The organism is Cobetia sp. PDI-23MA (genome assembly GCF_059507735.1).
Map to the genome: position 1 here is coordinate 514,102 of NZ_CM183352.1, position 21,107 is coordinate 535,208.

At 67.0% G+C, this 21,107-nt stretch carries 9 protein-coding genes; 7 read left to right on the forward strand and 2 right to left on the reverse strand.

The genetic code is table 11. The features are described 5' to 3' along the window. Positions 1–46: 46 nt before the first annotated feature. Both AC5WNJ_RS02300 and AC5WNJ_RS02305 read right to left on the reverse strand, forming a co-directional pair. Complete coding sequence (locus AC5WNJ_RS02300; protein ID WP_176676142.1) at positions 47–3,586, reverse strand: AAA family ATPase; 3,540 nt, start codon at positions 3,584–3,586, stop codon at positions 47–49. Then, complete coding sequence (locus AC5WNJ_RS02305; protein ID WP_176676143.1) at positions 3,583–4,998, reverse strand: exonuclease SbcCD subunit D C-terminal domain-containing protein; 1,416 nt, start codon at positions 4,996–4,998, stop codon at positions 3,583–3,585. The genes AC5WNJ_RS02300 and AC5WNJ_RS02305 overlap by 4 nt, the downstream gene beginning before the upstream one ends. A 432-nt stretch (positions 4,999–5,430) precedes the next feature. On the opposite strand from AC5WNJ_RS02305, the gene AC5WNJ_RS02310 reads away from it, so the two are divergent. The 7 genes from AC5WNJ_RS02310 to AC5WNJ_RS02340 all read left to right on the forward strand — a co-directional run bounded on the left by AC5WNJ_RS02310 (position 5,431) and on the right by AC5WNJ_RS02340 (position 21,098). Beyond that, positions 5,431–5,850, forward strand: a complete 420-nt coding sequence (locus tag AC5WNJ_RS02310) for a DUF1499 domain-containing protein (protein ID WP_176676144.1) — start codon at positions 5,431–5,433, stop codon at positions 5,848–5,850. Between the two features lie 539 nt (positions 5,851–6,389). After that, a complete protein-coding gene (locus AC5WNJ_RS02315; protein ID WP_176676145.1) occupies positions 6,390–7,727 on the forward strand; it encodes an MFS transporter in 1,338 nt (445 codons plus the stop codon). Between the two features lie 205 nt (positions 7,728–7,932). Further along, positions 7,933–11,991, forward strand: a complete 4,059-nt coding sequence (locus tag AC5WNJ_RS02320; RefSeq protein ID WP_176676146.1) for an exodeoxyribonuclease V subunit gamma — start codon at positions 7,933–7,935, stop codon at positions 11,989–11,991. Continuing rightward, entirely contained in the window at positions 11,988–16,220 is a 4,233-nt protein-coding gene (locus tag AC5WNJ_RS02325) for a UvrD-helicase domain-containing protein (RefSeq protein ID WP_176676147.1), read from the forward strand. Before AC5WNJ_RS02320 ends, AC5WNJ_RS02325 begins: the two co-directional genes overlap by 4 nt. Beyond that, the gene (gene recD / locus AC5WNJ_RS02330; RefSeq protein ID WP_495930368.1) at positions 16,213–18,360 is read left to right on the forward strand and encodes an exodeoxyribonuclease V subunit alpha; all 2,148 of its coding nucleotides are present in this window, start codon (positions 16,213–16,215) and stop codon (positions 18,358–18,360) included. Before AC5WNJ_RS02325 ends, recD begins: the two co-directional genes overlap by 8 nt. Before the next feature lie 112 nt (positions 18,361–18,472). Beyond that, the gene (nosP, locus tag AC5WNJ_RS02335; protein WP_176678247.1) at positions 18,473–19,663 is read left to right on the forward strand and encodes a nitric oxide-sensing protein NosP; all 1,191 of its coding nucleotides are present in this window, start codon (positions 18,473–18,475) and stop codon (positions 19,661–19,663) included. After that, complete coding sequence (locus tag AC5WNJ_RS02340) at positions 19,653–21,098, forward strand: NahK/ErcS family hybrid sensor histidine kinase/response regulator (RefSeq protein WP_176676149.1); 1,446 nt, start codon at positions 19,653–19,655, stop codon at positions 21,096–21,098. The genes nosP and AC5WNJ_RS02340 overlap by 11 nt, the downstream gene beginning before the upstream one ends. Positions 21,099–21,107: the final 9 nt, after the last annotated feature.

Here is a 21,107-nt window from a genome sequence, read left to right on the forward strand (position 1 = left end):
CCTCAAGCGGCTACGCTGAACCTGGCTTCGTGACGCCTGACCGCCGCTAGCCTTCGATCTCCAGTCGGCTCTGGCCGTTGCCCGAGGGGCGCACCGCGATACGCACCGGAATGCGTTCATGCATCTCGGCCACGTGCGAGATGACCCCGACGCGACGGCCGCTGGCCTGCAGGCCATCCAACGCCTCCATCGCCAGGGCCAGCGAATCCGGGTCGAGGCTGCCGAAGCCTTCGTCGATGAACAGCGATTCGATGCGCAGCTCACCGGAGGCCATGCCCGCCAGGCCCAGCGCCAGCGCCAGCGAGACCAGAAAAGTCTCGCCGCCGGACAGCGAGTGCACGCTGCGCAGCTCGTCGCCCATCTCGGTGTCCACCACCACCAGTCCGAGCGGGCTGGCGCCGCGCGCCAGACGATAGCGGCGCACCAGATTGGCCAGATGCAGATTGGCATGCTCGATCAGACGCTCGAGGTTGAAGGCCTGGGCGATGGTGCGGAATTTGGCACCGCTGGCACTGCCGATCAGCTCCGACAGCGCGCCCCAGCGTTCATGGACTGCGCGGGCGCGGGCCAGCTGCTCGCCAAGTTCGGCGCTGCCGCTGCGGCGCTGATCATCATTGAGTATCGCCGCCTGCGCCGATTGATGGGCCTCGCGCACGGCAGTGAGCGGTGTCTTGAGCGCCGCGATCAGGCCGGCCAACGCCTCGCCAAGCGCGTGGGTATCTTCCGCGGGCCGTGGCTGCGCATCCTCCGGCGCACCAGCGTCTTCTTGCGGGAGCTGCACATGAGCCTGCAAGCGAGCATGCAGCGCCAGTGCCTGCCGGGCCTGGGCGCGAATGACGCCCGTCTCTTCAGTCCCCGCCGCGCCGTCTCCCGCCACACCTTCTCCAGCGATACCTGCTCCTGACGTCTCCTCGGCGGGCGCTGCCAGCTGCTCGAGTACCGTCTGCCAGTTGGAGGTTCGAGCGGCCTGCCAGTGTTTGAACTGACGCGCATTGCGCTCCTCACGCAGGGCATCCGCGCGTGCGACGCGCTCGTGGGCGCTGCGCAGTTGCTGGCGCAGTGCCTGCAGCTCGTGATCCTCGACGGCCAGCAACTCCGCGATGCGCGCATCATCCAGAGCAGGGTTCGCTGCCTGCCAATGCGAGCGTTCGCTATCGAGCGAGTCCTGCTCCTCGCGCAGCTCCGTCTGGCGTTGCTGCAGGTTGGTCTGTTGCTGCGTCAGCTGCTGTTGCTGATCGTTCAGCTCCTGCAGTGCCTGACGCGCATCCTCTTGTTCGTTGCGCATCCGGGTGGTCAGCGACTCGATCCAGTCGGACCAGTCGCTCACGCTGGCATGCTGCCGCTTGGGGTCCGCGCTCAGCTGCTGGGCAAGCGTGCCGCTGAGCTGCTCGATCTCGCGCGCCAGCGCAGTGATCTGCGTCTCGCACTGTTGAAGCTGAGCCTCGCCATGCTGGCATTGCGTCGTCAGCGTGGCGTGGCGTGTTGCCAGTGCCTGGCGTTGCTCACGCAGTGGCGTCAGTTGACGCAGTGTCGTCACCAGCGTGTTCTGGCGGGCGTCCAGCTCCCCAAGGCGCTGCTCGATCAGTTGCAGTGCGTGGGCAGCCGGCAATGTCGGCAAGGGTTCAAGCTGGGGGTGCTCTGACAGCGAGTGCCGGGCCAGAAGTTCGGTCAGCTTCGTCTGGCAGCTCTGCGCCTGCTGCTGCAGGCGTTGCAGCTCCGAGTGCAGCTGGGTCTGTTCCTGCTGCAGATAGCCGAGCTGCTGCTCGAGGCGGGCGTGCTCGTGACTGGCCGTCTCCATGGCTTGCTGTGCGGTGGCCGTGGCCTGGCGACGCTGGTCAAGGCGCTCGCGGGCCTGCTGTTCCAGCTGAGCGATCAGCGCCTCGGCCGGTGCGGCCTGGCCGGCGGCGGGGTGCTCGTGGCTGCCGCACACCGGGCACTCCTCGCCCTGAACCAGCCCGCGGCGCAGCGCCAGCACATTGTCGCTGCGTGCCAGACGCTCCTGCTCCTGCTGGCGGCGTTCGGCGTCTTCCTCGTGGCGCGCCTGGTCGCGGGCCTGCAATGCCTGCACCTGCCGGGCAGCCACATCGCGCAACGCCTGTTGCTGTCGGGGCAGCTGCTGCTCCAGCTCGACAAGACGCTGCTGCACTTCATCACGGCGGGCCAGACCAGTGATCTGCTCGCTGAGTACGGGCTTGAGCTCCAGTAGTGCATCGCGCTGACGTTGCAGCTGGTCACGATACTCTTCGGCATCGCGCAGCGGCTGGCCGGACTCGTCGACCAGCGTTGCCTGCAGCTGCTGGAGTTGCTGCTCCAGCTGCTGACGCTGGCGATCCTGCGCCTCGAGCTCCTGCTGATGTTGGCCGAGCGTGTCACGCAGGCGTTGCTGTTCACTCAGCTGGCTGGCGTGTGCTTCGCGTTGTTGCGCCAGTCGCGAGGCCAGCTGACGTGCCTCTTCAAGCTTCGGCAGCTGCTCGCCGCGCCAGGTCTCGCAGCGCTGCATGCGTTCATCGGCAGCCTGCCTGGCGGCTCGGGCCTGCTCAACCCTGGGTGACAGGGTCTCTAGCTGCTGCTCCAGCTGGGCCAGTTGCGTGACCAGCTGCGCATGCTGCGGCGCGATCGCCTTGAGGCGCAGCAGGGCAGGGCGAATCGGCGCGAGGGCTTCCAGGGCGCTGAGTTTCTCGCGCTGACGGGAAAGATCATCACCGACGGCGTGGGCCTCGGTCTGTTCCTGCTGCGCCTGACGCAGGGCCTGTTCGAGTTCGCCCGCCGTGGTGGTCCACTGGTGATAGGCCGTCATCGCATCATGCTGTGCGCTGAGTCGAGTCATGGCCGTCTGGCGCAGATGGACCTCCTCCTCGAGCGCCTGACGCTCCTGCGGGCTGGCCGGCAGCTGGCCTTCCAGCTTGCGTTCCAGTTCAGCGACGGCCTCGCGGGCGGCGCGCTCGCGCTCATGGGCGGCCATCGAGATCTCGGAGTAATGGCCGGTATCGGTCAGTTTCTCCAGCAACTCCGAGCGTTCATTGTCTTTGGCGCGCAGGAAGGCGCTGAACTCGCTCTGCGCCAGCAGCACGGCGCGGGTGAACTGCGCGAAATTCAGCCCCAGCCTGTCGATGATCAACGCCTTGGCGTCATTGTTGGTGGTGTTGAGGGTCTGAGCCGGCTGGGTGTCATCGCCGGTGGCCAGCAGCTGGAGATGTTGCCTGGCATTCTGCAGGCGGCCGCCGGGCTTGCCGCGTGCGCGGCTGACCGTCCAGCTGGCGCGATAGCGCAGCCCATCGCGGCCGATGAAATCCACCTCGGCCTTGCCTTCGCCGCAGCCACGCCGGAGCAGGCTGCGCGGGTCCTTGAGCGTCAGCTGATGCTCTCCGATGTCGGTCAGTTTACCGTCGCCCGGAGTCTGATCTAGGCGCGGCGTGGTGCCATAGAGCGCCAGACACAGGGCATCGAGCAGCGTGCTCTTGCCGGCCCCGGTGGGGCCGGTGATGGCGAACAGGCCGGCATCGGACAGCGGCGCCTTCTCGAAGTCGACCTCATGCGTGCCGGCAAGCGATGCCAGGTTGTCGAGACGCAGGGCGAGAATCTTCATGCCTGACCTCCCTTGGCCTTGTCTGTCGAGGCTGTCTTGTCTATCGAAGCCGCCTTGCCGGCCTTGCGAGCGGGCCGGGTGGCTGGCTCGCCTTCGAGGCGCGTCTCGCGCGCGGCCTCGACCTCCTCGAGCAGCTGGGCGAAATCCTCGATCAGCGTCGGGTCCGGCTCACTGTCATAGGTGGCGAGATAGTGACGCTCGAACAGCCCCATCGGCCCCAGCTCATCGAGCTTCACGCCCTTCGGCGCGCGATGCTCGGCACTGGGCGCCGGGTAGCGGGTGGCCAGCTTGATCAGACGCAGCGGCGCGCCTTCCAGCAGTGCCTCGATACGGGCGCGCAGGTCGATCAGCGGGGCTTCCAGTTGCACGGTCACTTCCAGCCACGGCCAGCGTGTCGGCTCGAGATCCTCTTGCGCCTCGGCGACCAGCGCCGTGAGTTGAGTGGTGATCTCGGCCAGTGGCGCAGGCCCGACGCGCGTGAGAGCGACATGGCAGGGCACGCGATGCTCCTCGACCTTCTCCAGGCTGTCATTGTTGAGCGTGACATCGAGAATGCGGTGACCGTAGTCGACCTCGGAGAAGTCCATCGCCAGCGGCGTGCCGCAATAGCGGATGCGCTCCTCGCCGCCCACGCGTTGCGGGCGATGCAGGTGGCCCAGCGCCACATAGGCGATGTCGTCGGGGAACAGGCTGGTCGAGAGCGCCTCTTCGCCGCCCATCAGGATCGGGCGCTCGCTGTTCTCGGACACCTCGCCGTCACGCATGTGGGCATGACCCATGGCGATCAGCGCCTCGCCGGGTTGGCGGGCGGCACGCGCAGCACTGACCAGCTGCTGGTGCACGCGGGCCACGCCGTCGCGGTAGGCCTCGCTGCGGGTGCGTTCGCCCTTGCCTGCTTCCCCTTCCTGCTCGGCTGGCTCGCCGCTGCTCAGGCCGGTGACCTCGGCCGGGCGCAGGAAGGGCACCGCCAGACACAGGGCGCGGCACTTGCCGTCACGATCGTGCAGAGGCACCAGCAGATGCTGGCAGTCGAGACTGTGGGCATCGTCGCCGTCGGTGGAGTCATCCACCCAGCGCACGCGCCCCAGCGCATGGGTCTTGAGGCGGGCCAGCAGCGCGGCCGGCAGCTCGATGCGCGAGCCGGAATCGTGATTGCCGGCGATCATCACGATCTCCAGCGCCGCGTCCTGCTCGTGGGCGCGCACGATGAAGTCGTAGAGCAGCTCCTGGGCGGCCAGGCTCGGGTTGACCACATCGAACAGGTCTCCGGCGATCAGCAGCGCATCCGGCGCCAGAGTCTTGAGCTGCCCGAGCAGCCAGTCGAGAAAGGCAGCATGCTCGACGTGACGGCTCTGGCCGTGAAAGCTCTGGCCGAGATGCCAGTCGGAAGTGTGCAGGAAGCGGAAGCTCACGATGGGGTCCTTGCGAAGTCGTCTGGCCGGCGGCTGGGGCTGGAGCTGCGGATGGGGCAAAGCCGGGCCGGGTGAAATGCTGCCCAGTGTACGGTCTGGCTTCGCTGGGGCGGAAGAGGGCACGGCCTCAAGCCGCTCAAGGTGCGGCGCATTATCAGGCAGATGATCTGGATCAAGGCCTTCCACGGGCAAAATCGACAAAAGTCGCTACGCTGAAAGTCGAGGCCCTTGTCATTCACCGACAAGCCCGTGCGATGGCAGCGTGTGGGAGTTGCCTCAGCGAATCACATCAGCGGAGCAGCCCGCACGGGGCTTTCTTGCGCGCAGTCTTCTCAAGGACTTCGCAATGTCTTCAAGCTGACTTGGATAACAATCAGGCTGGTGACAGAGGATGCTGTTACCGACGCCCAGAGATGACAGGAAGGATTCGAAATGCGCCAAGGTCTTTTTGCTTCACCTCGTCCCGACAATCTCGGCCTGCATGATGGCATGCTGGCTCCGGCCCCCAGCACCCCCAACGGGGTCAGTTCCCAGGCCACTGACAGCAAGCACTATGTCGCGCCACTCCCGATGCCGCAGGATTGCTGCGTCAGTGCGATGGAGAAGGTGCACAGCATCATAGAGTCCATGGGCCATGCTGAAATCATCAGCGAAGATGGCGGCTATCTGCACGCCGAGTTCCACACCCCCGTGCTGGGCTTCGTCGATGATGTGGAAATCGTCTGCAATGAAGAGGAGGGGGTCTGTCATGTGCGCAGCGTCTCACGCAGAGGGCATTCCGATCTCGGCAAGAACCGTCAGCGGGTCGAGGACATTCGCCAACGCCTGGAAGGCTGGGGCTACTGCAGCTGACGCTTGTCGATGAACCTGAGCTTGAATCCAGGACTCGTGCGTCGCCCGGCAGGGGAGGGAAGGTGACCCACTGCAGGACGCCCATCACATTCCCTCCCTCATTGCTTGAACTAGACAGAAAGACTTCCCCCCCCACCCCGGTTCGCCTTGTCGAGGCACCGGGGTCTTTCATGCCAACTCCTTGCAAGGCCGGCGTGATTTCCCGCAAGCCCCCTGCCAAACAGTGAGCGAACGCTACCCAGCCAAGGTCGCCTTTGCTACTCTGGGCGCGATACATGAAACGCATGACTGCATCGACCTGTATTGTGTTTTGTGCAATGCAGTGATGCGTCGTACGCTGGCAGGATTCCGCATGATCGCCACGCCTCCGGGGCAACCCCGGTGCTTTCAGTCATCATCAGCACGACTTCCGCTCCGTGATCGATGATGTCTCTCGACCGGATGATGTCTCTCCGACTGAAAGCCTCCAAGACAAGATGCGCGACGCGTGAATCACCCTTGACCATCGCTGGACACCAGCCCCCGCTAAACAGAGATCCATGAACGATTCCGTCCCCGCAGCGGGCTCCGCCTCCGCTGCTCACGTTTTGCCCAACGAAAATTCGCTCAAGCGTGGTGACATCAAGGTGCTCGGTCTGTCCGCTCTCGGCGGCGCCCTCGAGTTCTATGACTTCGTCATCTTCGTATTCTTCGCCACCGTCGTCGGCCAGCTGTTCTTCCCGCCCGACATTCCCGAGTGGCTGCGTCAGGTGCAGACCTTCGGCATCTTCGCCGCCGGTTATCTGGCGCGCCCGCTGGGTGGCATCATCATGGCTCACTTCGGCGATACGCTGGGCCGCAAGAAGATGTTCACGCTGTCCATCTTCATGATGTCGCTGCCGACCCTGCTGATGGGCATGCTGCCGACCTATGCCGTCATCGGCATGTGGGCGCCGCTGCTGCTGATCATCCTGCGTCTGTTCCAGGGCGCCGCGGTCGGCGGTGAGGTGCCGGGTGCCTGGGTGTTCGTCAGCGAGCACGTCGCACCGCGTCACAATGGCCTGGCCTGCGGCACGCTCTCGATGGGGCTGGTGGGGGGCATCCTGCTCGGCTCGCTGATGGCCAGCGCCATCAACAGTGTCTACACCCCGCAAGAGGTCAGTGATTTCGCCTGGCGGATTCCGTTCATCATCGGCGGCGTGTTCGGGCTGTTCTCGGTCTATCTGCGTCGCTGGTTGCACGAGACGCCGGTATTCGCCGAGATGCAGCAGAAGAAGGCGCTGGCCGCCGAGCTGCCCTTGAAGATGATCCTGCGGGAACAGCGTTCGGCGATTGCCGTGGCGATGGCGGTCACCTGGATTCTGACCGCTGCCATCGTGGTCGTGATCCTGATGACGCCGAGCCTGATCGCAGGCCTCGAGGGCCTGAGCCGCGCCGCGGCCTTCTCCGCCAACAGTCTGGCGATCGTGGCGGTATGCATCGGTTGCATCGCCTCCGGTTACATGGTCGATCGCATCGGCGCCGGCGTCACCCTGGTGCTGTGGAGCGCCTTGCTGGGCATCACCTACTGGGTCTTCCTCGCCACCATGCACTCAGACCCCAGCCTGCTGGTGCCGCTCTACTGCCTGACCGGCTTCAGCGTCGGCATCGTCGGCGCGGTGCCGAGCATCGCGATCCGCGGCTTCCCGCCGGCGGTGCGCTTCACTGGCCTGTCGTTCTCCTACAATGTCGCCTACGCCATCTTCGGTGGCTTCACGCCGATTCTGGTCTCGCTGATGATGACCGTCTCGCCGCTGTCGCCGACCTGGTACGTGGCGGCGCTGTCGCTGATGGGCGTGGTGCTCGGCCTGTGGCTGGCGATCAGCCCGCGCGGCCGCGAACTGATGCGCATCGTCTGATCAGCGTGTCTGCTATCGCAGGATGAGAGGCAGGCCCTTGTGGCCTGCCTCTGCCTGAAAACGCGCATCACCCTCCGGGTGGTGCGCGTTTTTCGTTTGGGCCGGCGCCACGGCGACGCTAGGATAGAACCATTCATTGTCTCTTCCGCGCAGCGGCTTGCCACGGCCACGATGGCCGGGTTGTCACTCCCAGCAGGATGCCCGCATGTTTACCGTTCTTCACGCCAATCACCTCGAGGACCTTCGCGATCTGGCCCTCAAGGTGATCAAGGCCGCGCCTCAGCCTCCGCTGGTGCCGGAAACCTTCCTCGTCCAGTCCAACGGCATGGCCCAGTGGCTGAGATTGTCATTGGCCGAGGCCGATGGCATTGCCGCCTCGGTGGATTTCCCACTGCCCTCGAGCTTCGTGTGGCGTGCCTATCGCGGGGTGTTGGGCAGCGTGCTGGGCGACGAGATTCCGGAGCTGTCGCCCTTCGACAAGGGCCCGCTTGCCTGGCGTCTGCTGCGCCTGCTGCCGGGGCTGCTGGCCGATGAATCCCGGGCCGAATGCTATGCGCCGCTCAGGGATTACCTGTGTCGCGACGAGCGTGGCCAGTTGATCGAGGCGGTCGGTGAGGATGCACTGCCAGCGCTGCCCGAAGGCCCGGAGGCTGAGCGTCAGCAGTGGCAGCTGGCCTGCCAGCTGGCGGACCTGTTCGATCAGTACCTCAACTATCGCCCCGAGTGGGTGCGCAGTTGGGAGAGCGGGCTCGAAGACGACAACTTCCGGGATGCCTTCGCGCGCCAGCAGGCCGCAAGCGAGCTGCCGGCCAATCTGCTGCCCGACAACCTGCCGGACAGCCAGCAGTGGCAGCCGGCATTGTGGCGCGCGGTGCTGGCCGATGCGCCCTCCAGCAGCCGCCAGCATCACCGCGCCGCCCTGCATGGTCGCTTCGTCGCGGCGGCGCGCGCGCTGGAGACACTGCCCTCGACCCGTCGTCATCCGCTGCCGCCACGCCTGTTCGTGTTCGGAATCTCGGCGTTGCCGGGCCAGACACTGGATGCGCTGCATGCGCTGTCCGGGGTGATGGACATCTACCTGATGATCACCAATCCCTGCCGCCATTACTGGGGTGATATCGTCTCCGACCGCGAAGCCGTGCGGCGCAGTTCGCGAGCAGACAGCCAGCGCATGGACAGCGAGCGCCTCGCGCAACAGCGTGCCCGTCACCCCGAGGCGCCGGCGCTGATCGGGCTGGCGGAGGAGGAGTTGCACCTCAAGGCCAACCCGCTGCTGGCAGGGCTTGGCGCACAGGGGCGTGACTTCATCGTCAGCCTGTATGAATTCGAGAGTGCGCTGTCGGGGCGCGACAGCGGCTTCGATCTCGAGCTGGACGTCTTCGTGCCGCGCATCAGCGAGGACACGCCACCCGAGCAGGCACCGCTGCTGCTGCAGATCCAGGACGAGATCCTCGAGCTGGTCCATCCCGGCGAGCGTGCGCTGGCCGAGGGCAGTCCGCGGGCACTTGCGGCCGATGACGATTCCATCAGCCTGGTCAGCGCCCACTCGGCGCTGCGCGAGGTCGAGATTCTCCACGACCGTCTGCTGGCGGCCTTCGAGCGGGCCCATGACGCCGAGAAACGTGGCGAGGGCGAGCCGCTGCGGCCGCGCGACATCCTGGTGATGGTGCCGGATATCGACCGATATGCTCCCTATATCGAGGCGGTGTTCGGTCAGCTGCCGCCGGGCAATCCGCGCCATATTCCCTTCACCATCGCCGACCGTGTGGCCAGTCAGGCCAATCCGCTGCTCGGGCTGGTGCTGATGCTGCTGGAACTGCCGGAGCGCCGCCTCGGGGTCAGCGAGGTACTCGATGCGCTGGATGTCGCCGCCTTCCGACGTCGTTTCGCCATCGAGGAGGGTGAGCTCGAGCGTCTGCGGCGCTGGCTGGCCGACAGCGGCGTGCGCTGGGGGCTCTCCGGTGAGCATCGGGAGCAGCTCGGCTTCATGCCCCTCGATGAGAACAGCTGGCGCTTCGGGCTCGAGCGCATGCTGCTGGGCTACGCCACCGGGGCCCCGGCGGCCGGATCCCCGGCGGCCGGCGATCCGGCGCAGGGGGGACTTGGGGATGGGCAGAATGGCGTTCCGATTGACGACATGATGGACGGCCTTGTCGACATGAACGGCCTGAGTTTCGATGGCGTGGTGCCCTTCGATGAAGTGGCCGGTCTCGAGGCCGAGCTGGCAGGCAAGGTCGGCGAGCTGATCGAGAGTCTGGATCGCTGGCGCCGCTGGCTGGATACCTCGCGCACGCCAGCGGATTGGGCCACCACGCTGCAGCGGCTGTGGGAGGAGAGCCTCAGCCCGGACAGCGCCGAGGAATTCGACATTCTGGCGCGCCTGCAGGCGGCGCTGTCACGCCTCGACAAGGGCTGGCAGCAGGCCGGTTTCGAGGGCTGCCTGTCGCTCAAGGTGGTACGCGAGGCACTGCGCGGCGAGCTGGACAGCGGCGGTCTCGCTCAGCGCTTCCTCGCCGGGCGCGTCAACTTCGCCACCCTGATGCCGATGCGTGCGATTCCCTTCCGCGAAGTGCACCTGCTGGGCATGAACGATGGCGACTACCCGCGGGTGCGCATGCCGCAGGATTTCGACCTGATGGCCAGCCGCCCGCAGGCGGGGGACCGCTCGCGGCGCGACGATGATCGCTACCTGTTCCTTGAGGCGCTGCTGGCGGCGCGGGATCGCCTGTCGATCTCGTGGGTCGGCCGCGACCAGCGCGACAATGGCGAGCGGCCGCCCTCGGTGCTGGTCGGCGAATTGCTCGACTACATCGAACTGGGCTGGGAGCCCGAGCAGCTGCACTCCGCCAAGCGCTCGCGGGAGGCGGCACTGCGTGAACGCCTGATCACCGAACACCCGCTGCAGCCGTTCTCGCGGCGCTATTTCCATGCCTGCCAGGCGGCGGTCGTCGATCTGTTCAGCTATGACGCCAGCTGGTCGAGCCTGTATCGCGCGACAGATCAGGCTCAAGTGACTGAAAAAGATCCGGAAAAGCCAAGCGAGGCCAAGGCGGGTTCGGCGACAACGACTGCCTTGAAGCAGCTGGTGGAGCAGGCGCCGGAGTCCCACCTGCGCCTCGGTGCCGATTCGCTGGCGCGCTTCCTGCGCCGCCCCTGGCAGCTGGGGCTGGACCGCGTCGGCGTGCGCTTCCGCGATGCCGAGGTGCCGGATGAAGACAACGAACCTTTCGCCCCCGACGGTCTGGAGAACTTCACCCTGACCCGCGAGTTGCTGGACGCCGCGCTTGCCGGGCAGTCATTGCCGCTGGCCGCCGAACGTCTGCGCCGGGCCGGGCGGCTGCCGGCGCTGGGCTTTGCCGATGCCTTGATCGAACCGCGTCTCAAGCGCCTCGATCAGCAGTTGGCCAGCTGGCGTGACCAGCTCAGCGATGCCATCTCGCTGCCGCCGCGCACCCTCGAGGTACCGCTGATCATGCAGGATGAGGGCGGCGAGATGCTGCGCGTGACCCTCACCACGCGTCTGATCAGCCGTCAGCAGCTGCGCGATGACGCCGAGGGCGAGAGCCGCCTGCTGGCCACGCTGGAGGCGACCCACTTCGGCACCCTTAAGCCCGGCAAGGAAGGGCGCTACAAGAAGCTTGGCAAGCCGCATCGTCTGCTGGCCGGCTACCTCGAGTGGCTGATGGCCAATGCGCGCCCCGGCCTCGGGGAGCTGGCGGGTAATCAGGGCGCAAGCCGTGAAGGCTATCAGTGGCTTGCGGTGTTCGAGGACCGCTGGCTGCTGTTCCCCGCGCTGCGCATCGAGCAGGCCGAGGCCGCGCTGCGCCATCTCGTCAAGGCCTATGCCCAGGGCTGGCAGGCGCCGCTGGCGGCCGCCCTGGAACTGGCGACCACCCTCTGGGAGGTGGTCGGCGAGGAGGATCGCAATGCCCTGTTCGGTGCGCTCAAGGCGCAGGCCGCTGACGGCAGCGCAAATCTTGAGACGGCGCTGGCCGCCATTCACAAGTCCTGGCTTGCCGACAGTCTGATGCGCGCCATGGAAACCCGCTTCAGCGAAGACATCTTCAAGGGCCCCCAGGCGCTCAGGCGTCAGGAAGGTGCACTGGGCGAGCTGTGGCCGGAGTTCGAGGCCTTTGCACAGGCCGGCGGCGTGCTCAACAGCGTGCAGCTCTACCAGCCACTGATCGAGAGCATGATCGGCGTGCGGCAGGGCATACTCGGCGAACGCGCGGTGGAGCTTGCCACCGGGAAGGCGGCGTCATGAGCGATACCAGAGTGGAAGGCATGCGCGGTGTGCAGAGCGTCATGGCTCGGGACAAGGAAGCGGCAATGTGTGACGAGATGGATCAGAGCCAGCAGGGTCAGGCCCTCGATATTCCGACGCTGCCCCTGCTCGGTCAGCATCTGATCGAGGCGAGTGCCGGCACCGGCAAGACCTTCACCCTCGCCGCGCTCTACGTGCGGCTGGTGCTCGGGCCCTTGCCCGGCCAGGACGCGGGCGTCTGCTATCCGCGCCCGCTGACGCCGCCAGAGATTCTGGTGGTGACCTTCACTGAAGCCGCCACCGCCGAGCTTAGAGACCGCATTCGGGCGCGCCTCAAGCAGGCACGAGAGGCGCTGCTGGAGCGTGCCAGTCCTGATCCGGTGCTGGCCGAGTTGCTCGCGCCGCTGCTGACATCCTCATCTGCCGAGGACGCATCGCGTCTCAAGGCCGCGGCGGCACGGCGCCTCGATCAGGCCGCGCGCCTGATGGATGACGCCGCCATCTTTACCATCCATGGCTTCTGCCAGCGCATGCTCAGCCGGCATGCCTTCGATGCCGGTGGACGCTTCGGCGCCGAGCTATTGCAGGACGGCCAGTCGCTGCTGGCGCGCTGCGTCGAGGATTACTGGCGCTGCGAGTTCTATCCGCTGGCCCGCGAGTGGCAGGCCTTGATCCGTGGCCGCTGGGCCGGCCCCGACGCCTTGGGAGAGGAGCTGCGCGGCCTGCTGCGGGATGGCACGCCACGCCCGCTGTACCGCGACGGCGAATGTCTTGAGGCCCCGCATGACCTGAGCGAGCTGCTCGGCAATGCCGAACAGTGGCGTCAGCAGCAGGAGGCCGCCCGTCGCGCCGTCGAGGAAAGCTTCGATGAGCCGGCCATCCGCGCGGTAATGGGCGAGGCCTTCGCCAGCAAGGCGCTCAACGGCAACAGCTACAAGGAGGCCGAACTCGAGCCCCGTCTGGCGGCGACGGCCGCCTGGCTGGCCAGCGGCGAGCACGACTTCGCCGCCGACATGCTCGACAGCAAGAAGCTGTGCTGGCTGAGTCAGGCCAAGCTCGAGAAGGGCACCAAGAAGAACTGCCAGACGCCGCGTCATCCCTTCTTCGCGGCGCTGGACATGCTGGCCGAGGTGCCCGCCCCGGACGCCGTACTGTTGGATCAGGTCGCCGTGCATGCGCGTGACAGCGTCGCCCGTGCCCTGATCTGCGAGAAGCGCCGCCTCGGGCTGTGGGAATTCTCGGACCTGCTCAATGATCTCGATCACGCGCTGGACCCGTCGCTCAATGGCGAGGCCAGCCAGCGTCTGGCGCGCCAGATCCGTCAGGAACTGCCGGTGGCGATGATCGATGAATTCCAGGACACCGACCCGGTCCAGTACCGCATCTTCCGGCGCATCTATCCGCAGACGGCGGGCGATGGCCCGACCGACAACGATGCCTTCAGCAGTGATGTCGGCAACGATGCTGGCGAGGCGTCCAGCACGCTGTTGATGATCGGTGACCCCAAGCAGGCCATCTATGCCTTCCGCGGCGCCGATATCGACACCTATCTGGCGGCGCGCAAGGTCACCCCCTCGCGCTTCACCCTGCCGCGCAACTTCCGCTCCAGCGCCGCGATGGTGTCCGCGGTGAATGCCCTGTTCGCCCAGCATCCCGCGCCCTTCGGCAGTGAGGACATTCCCTTCCAGCCGGTCGAGGCCCAGGGCACGCGCACCCGGCTGGTACTGCGTCATCCGGATGGCCGCGAAAAGGCCGCCTGCGCGCTGAACCTGTGGTGGGCCAGCGGTGAGCGTCTGAGCGCCGATGACCACCGCCGCGCCATGAGTGAGGCCTGTCGCGCCCAGATCCAGGCCCTGCTGGAAGGACAGCAGCGTCTGGCGGCGGGCAAGCCGGGGCTGGTGTTCATGGATGCAGGGGATGCGACGCCACGTGGCGTAGCTGCCAGCGATATCGCCGTGCTGGTGCGCAACGGTCGCGAGGCAGCCGCGGTGCGTGGGGCGCTTGCCGAAGGCGGCATCCGCAGCGTCTATCTGAGCGAGAAGAGCTCGGTGTTCGATACACCGGAGGCCTTCGAGCTGCTGCAGTTGTTCGAGGCCGTGGCCCATCCGCGGGATGACCGTCGCCTGCGCGCGGCGCTGGCGACGCGGCTGCTGGCAGAGGATCTCTCGCTGGTCGAACGCCTCGCGGTGGATGAGCTGGCCTGGGAGCGTGAAGTCGAGCGCTTCGATGGCTATCACCGCGACTGGCAGCGGCGCGGCGTGCTGCCGATGCTGCGCGGCGTGATGCGCGACTTCCGGGTCGGTGAGCGGTTGGCGGCGCGCGCCGGGGGCGAGCGCGCCCTGACGGACGTGCTGCACCTTGGCGAACTGGCCCAGAATGCTGCCCAGCGCCTCGATGGCGAGCAGGCGTTGCTGCGCTGGTGGCATCAGGCGCTGGAATCGGGCCATGAAGCGCTGGACAGCGACAGCCTCAGCCAGCGGCTGGAAAGTGATGAGGGGCTGGTGCGCGTCGTCACCATCCACAAGTCCAAGGGGCTTGAGTATCCCATCGTGCTGCTGCCGTTCATGGCCAGCTTCCGCGCGGCCGAGCCGGACAAGACCTTTGGTCTGCTGAATCTCAAGCAGCGCTGGCTGGCTTCGGCTGACGGGGGAGGCGAGGACCAGGAAGGTGATGACCAAGGAGGTGATGACGAGGAAGTCTCTGCTCGGAGAGCCGATCAGGAGGATGACGCTCTCGATGACAGCATCCTGGTCAAGAAGCCCTCGAAGGAGGCCATCGCGGCGGCCGATCATGCGCGCCTGATGGAAGACGTGCGTCTGCTCTATGTGGCGCTGACGCGTCCCAAGTACGCCTGCTGGCTGGGACTGGCGCCGATCGGCAAGGGCGGTTTCAGCAAGCAGCTGAGTCTGCCGGCGACGGCCATCGGCTATCTGCTCGGCCTGAGCGAAGACCCGAACGTCGAGGCCAGTGGCGTCGAGGCCGCGTTGCACGGCTGGTGTGATCAGCAGCCGAGTGGGCTTGCCAGTGTCGCCGGTCTGCCGGGGATTCCCGGCCACGAGTATCAGCCACCGGCGGAGCGTGACCAGCACTTCCACGGCGCGCGCCACTTCGCGGGCGGCATCGAGGATGACTGGTGGATCGCCTCCTACACCGCCTTGCTCACCGATGCCCGTCAGGTGACGGCGGCGCTGGAAGACACCGCCGATGCCGCGGATGACCGCGTGCCCGAGGGCGCCACCGAGATCGCGCTGGAAGAAGGCGAGCAGGGGCTGACGCGTCCGGACCGCGAGGTGACGGGCCAGTCAGGCCCGCTGCTGGCCGGCGGCCTGCCGATGACGGTGGGCGAGATCCATCTGCATGACTTCCCGCGCGGACCGCGCCCGGGGACCTTCCTGCATGGTCTGCTGGAAGCGGTGGATCTTGATCGCCTCGGCGCGGATGACTATCGCGGCGAGCTTGAGCGGCTGGTGGGCTCGCGGCTGCATTTCGGTGGCTTCGATGCCAGCTGGCAGCCGCGCCTCACCGACTGGCTGGAGCAGGCGCTGACCCGCCCGCTGCAGGGCTTCGAGGGCGAGCCGATTCTGCTCAATCGACTCGAGGCCTGGCAGCCGGAGCTGGAATTCTGGCTGCCCGCTGTCCATGCACGCAGTCTGCCGCTGGATGCCGTGGTCACCGCGCTGGAGCCGTTGCCGCGCTCGCGGCCCAGACTCGCGCCACGCCGCATGCACGGCATGCTCAAGGGCTTCATCGATCTGACCTTCCAGTCCGGCGGACGCTGGTACGTGCTGGACTGGAAATCCAACTATCTGGGCGAGCGCCCCGAGGATTATCTTGGCGAGTCGCTGGCGCGTGCGATGGTCGAGCACCGCTACGACCTGCAATACGTGCTCTACACCCTCGCGCTGCATCGTCTGCTCAAGGCGCGTCTCGGCGACGACTACGATTACGAACGCTGCATGGGCGGGGTGCTGTATGTCTTCCTGCGCGGCCTGGATGCCGGCGGTGATTCACCCGCGCTTGCGGTGGACGCCCAAGGGGAGACGCCCGGCCTGCCCTTTGAAAGGACAGCGACGCCCGGCGTCTTCCAGCGCCGGCCATCACAGGCGCTGATCGAGGCGCTGGATCTCTGGCTGGGTGGCGACAGCTCCGCCCTGGACAGCCTGCTCCTCAACACCACCGACACCACGCCACTCACGCAAAGCGGCCAGCAGGGGGCCTTCGATGTCTGACGTCATGCCCGTGGAAACCCGGCGAAGCGCTGCTTCCTCCGATCAATTGCTCGCCACGCTCGGCCTGTGGGTCGAGCTGGGCTGGCTCAGGCGCGTCGATGCCCATCTGGTGCGCTTCATGGCACGTCATGTGCCGGAGGCCCCGGCCAGCGTGCTGCTGGCGGCTGCGCTGGCCAGCCACCAGCTGGGGCGCGGACATGTGTGCCTGTCGCTGTCGCGGGCGCTGGCCGAACCACGCGCGACCCTGTCGCTGCCACCGCTGGAGCAGTCCGAGGCGCACCTGGCCGAGGTCAGCGTGGCTCTGCCGGAGGCCTTTCTGGCGGATCTCGATGCCACTCGCTGGGCCGAACAGCTGGCGTCATCACGGCTGGTCAGCGTGCTGGCCCAGGCCGATGCCCCGGCGGGCCATCTGTCGCTGCGCCCGCTGGTGCTGGTGGGCGATCGTCTCTATCTGCGCCGGTACTGGCAGGCCGAGCGGGAAGTCGCCGCGGGACTGCGTGCGCGGATGGGCCCGAGCGAGGAGGGAGAGACGCGGGTCAGCGATGCGCTGGGTGAGCGCCTGCGCGAGTTGTTCGCCGGCAATCAGCCGGACCCCCACGGCGAGCCGGACTGGCAGAAGCTGGCCTGCGCCCTGGCGCTGCGTCAGCGCCTGACGGTGATCTCCGGCGGCCCCGGTACCGGCAAGACCACCACCGTCACGCGCCTGTTGGCGCTGTTGCAGGCACAGGCGCTGGCGGGTGGCGCTGACGGTGGCGAGGGCGAGGGCGAGGGCGAGGGCGAGACGCAAGGCGCTGAGACAGGCCATCCCCACGAGCGGCGAGCGCTGGATATCCGCCTGGTCGCCCCGACCGGCAAGGCGGCGGCGCGGCTGTCGGAGTCGATCCGCGGCGCGGTGGCGAAGCTCGAGGTGCCGGACGCGGTTCGCGCCGCCATCCCGCGCGAGGCAAGCACCGTGCACCGCCTGCTGGGCGCGCGTCCGGATTCTCGCCACTTCCGTCATCACGCCGGCAACCCGCTGGCGCTGGATCTGCTGGTGGTGGATGAAGCCTCGATGGTCGATCTCGACCTGATGGCGGCGCTGCTTGGCGCGCTGCCCGCTCACGCCCGCCTGATCCTGCTCGGCGACAAGGACCAGCTGGCCTCGGTGGAGGCCGGCGCCGTGCTGGGCGATCTCTGCGAGCACGCGCTGCCGCCGCGTTACTCACCGGCGCTGTGTGATGACCTCGCCCGTCTGACCGGCGAAACGCTGGAGCAGGCCATCGCCGTGCCTGATGACCAGGACCCGGAGGAGACCTCAGCGACACGCGGCCGACTCGCCGATCACGTGGTGGTGCTGCAGAAGAGCTATCGCTTCTCCGCCGACAGTGGCATCGGCGCCCTGGCACGTGCCAGCAACGCCGGGGATCGTCAGGCGCTGCGCACCGCCTGGAAGACAGGCTACAGCGATATCGCCTGGCTCAAGCTCAGTGGACCGGAAGACCGCGATCTGGAAAGGCTGGTGATCAATGGCTATCGCCCGGCGCTGGAGGCCGTGCGTGAGCGGCGCCCGGCGCGTGAGGTGATCGACCTGCTGCTCGAGTTCCAGCTGCTGTGCGCGCTGCGCCGTGGCCCCTACGGCGTCGATGGCCTCAACCAGCGCGTGGCGCGGGTGCTGATGCGACGTGGACTGATCATTGAGGAGCGCGGCTGGTACGCCGGGCGTCCGGTGATGGTGACGCGCAACGACCGCGCGCTGGGGCTCTACAACGGCGATGTCGGCATCACCCTGCCGGACCCCGCCGCCGGGGGGCGTTTGCGCGTGTTCTTTCCGGTCGAGGAGGAGGCGACGCCAGACACCGAGCGTGATGGGCAGGACACCGACATCCAGCGCTTCCACCGTGGCGTACGCGCGGTATTGCCGTCACGCCTCGAGGCGGTGGAGACGGTCTTCGCGATGACGGTCCACAAGTCGCAGGGTTCCGAGTTCCGCCATGTGGTATTCGTGTTGCCTGAAGGCGCCAACCCGATTCTGACCCGCGAGCTGGTCTACACCGGCATCACGCGGGCCAAATCGCGGGTCACGCTGGCGGGCACCCGCCGTGAGACGCTGGAAGGTGCCATTGAACGACGCGTGGTGAGAGCCAGCGGGCTGGTGCTCTAGGCCGGACGCCGACGGATGATCGTCATCTCCGGCTCCGCCACGCTCGACGGGAGGAGGGGACATGACGGATGTCAGCAGTCACGTGAAGGAAAGGGCGCAGCCACAGAGCGAGATGCATGCCGTGCCGCTGGCCACGGCGGCCAGCCAGCTCAAGGACCCACTGGCCGCGGTGGCTGAGCTTGCCCGAACGTTTGATCTGGCGCTGGGAAGTCGTGAGCGGCTCGGCGGGGTGCTGTTCTTCTGCTCGGCGGATTATCCGCTGGCGGCACTCGGTCAGGCGTTGGCCGCCACCTTCGGCGAGGTACCGGTCAGCGGTTGTACCACCGCCGGCGAGATCACGCCCGAGGGCTATGCGCGCGGCTCCATTACCGCCATCGGCCTGGCGCGCAGTGACTTCGCGCTGGCACAGGTGCTGATCGATGACCTGGACGGCTTCGATCTTCCGCGTGCCCAGGCGCTGAGTGATGGCCTGCTGGCGCGCTGTCGCGAGCAGGCCGTGGCACCGGTGATGGGCAACAGCTTCGCGCTGACGCTGCTCGATGGCCTGTCGAGCAGCGAGGAGCAGGTCCTGGCGACGCTGGATGCGGCGCTGGGCAGCATTCCCGCCTTCGGAGGTTCCGCCGGGGATGACAATCGCCTGTCACATACCTATGTCTACGCCGAGGGCGTCTTCCATGATCAGGCGGCGGTCGTGGTGGTGGTCAACACGCGGCTGCCCTTCGAGGTCATCAGCACCCATCACCTCACGCCGCTGGCCGACAAGCTGGTAGTGACGGCGGTGGAGCGTGATTCACGCCGCGTGTTGGAGCTGAATGCCGTACCCGCCGCCGAGGAGTACGCCCGGCTGGCCGGCGTCGCGCCCGAGGCGCTGGATGAGGTGGTCTTCGCGCGTTGTCCGCTGGCGGTGCGCATCGGCGAGGCGCATTACGTGCGCTCCATCCAGCGCGTGAATGATGATGCCAGCCTGAGTTTCTACTGTGCGGTGGAGATCGGCATCGTGCTCACCGCCATGCAGGCCACGCCGATTCTCGAGCAGCTCGAGCAGTGCCTGAGCGCGGTGGAGTCACGTCTGGGGGCGCCTGCGCTGACCATTGGCTGCGACTGCTTCCTGCGACGCATGGAGATCGAGGCACTGGGGCTGGAGGATGAGGCCTCACGGATGCTCAGGCGGCATCGGGTGATCGGCTTCAATACCTACGGTGAGCAGCACCGCGGCATGCACATCAACCAGACCTTCACCGGCGTGGTGATCGGCCAGCGCCGCTTGGTTGTCGACGGCATGGGAGGAGAGGATGGCGCCTGATACGCCGCTGACAGATTCCCGAAAGGACGCCCTGAGCGCCGAACTCGCCGCCCTCAAGGCGCGCAATCGCCAGCTGGAGAAGATCAATGCCGCACTGATCGAGCGGGTCGAATCCAGCAGTCCTTCACCGAGCGCGCCCTACGCCGCCTTCGAGCATGCGGTACTGCTGGCGGATCAGGTGCGCGAGCGCACCGATGCCCTGCATCGCACCCTCGATGAGCTGGGAGCGCTCAATCGACGCCTCACCGCCGCCAAGGCCGCCGCCGAGGCGGCCAATCACTCCAAGACCCGCTTTCTCGCCGCCATCAGCCATGATCTGCTGCAACCCCTGAATGCCGCCCGGTTGTTCACAAGCACCCTGGAAGAGCAACTGGTGAGGCTGGAGATGAACCAATCCCTGCAGAGCGATGCCACTTCGGGTGACGCTTCGCCCGGCGAGCTGGTGGCGCGGCTGGGGCGCTCGCTGTCAGATGTTGAGAGTCTGCTGGGCACGCTGGTCGATATCTCGCGGCTGGATGCCGGCGTGCTGACGGCGGATGTCGCCGTCTTCCCGGTGCGTGAGCTTCTGGATGTGCTCGCCGAGGAATATCGCCAGCTGGGTGCCGCCCGTGGGCTCAAGCTGCATTACGTGGCCAGTCATCTGAGTATCGAGTCGGACCTGCAATTGCTGGCGCGAGTGGTGCGCAACTTCCTGAGCAATGCGCTGCGCCATGTGCCGGATGGCCGGGCACGCGGGCGGGTGCTGCTGGGGTGTCGGCGTCGCGATGACTGGCTGGAGATCACCGTGGCCGACAACGGCCCCGGCATCGCCGAGCATCAGCGCGAGGTGGTCTTCCAGGAATTCCGACGTCTGGCGCCGCGCCGGGACAACGAGCAGCGCGGCCTCGGGCTGGGGCTGGCGATCGTCAAGCGCATCACCGGCCTGCTGGAGCACCCCCTGTCGCTGACCAGCACGCCGGGGCGCGGCGCCGCCTTCGCGGTGCGCGTGCCGATTCGTCAGCCTGCCAGTGTGGAGGGCTCGGCGGCTGACGCCTCTTCTCCCGGCCAGCCTTGCGCGTCACCGCTCGCGCAGCCGCTACTCGATACCGTTATCTGGGTGGTCGAGGATGATCGAGAGGTATGCGCCGGCATGCAGTCATTGCTCGGGGGCTGGGGCGCGAGTGTTTACTGCGCCGAGGATGCCGAGGTGCTGTTGCAGCAGGCCGTGGCCGCGCCGCAGGTCTTGATCGTCGATCATCAGCTCGGCGAAGGGCAGCCCGATGGCCTCAAGCAGGCGCAACGTCTGCGACAACGCTGGCCGGGCTTGCCGGTGGTGGTGATCAGCGCGGATCACTCGGCACCGCTCAAGGCCAGGGCGCGTGCGCTCGGTTTCGGTTTTCTGCTCAAGCCGGTCAAGCCGCTGCGTCTGCGCCAGTTGCTGGTCAATTGTCGCTAGCCGCTCACG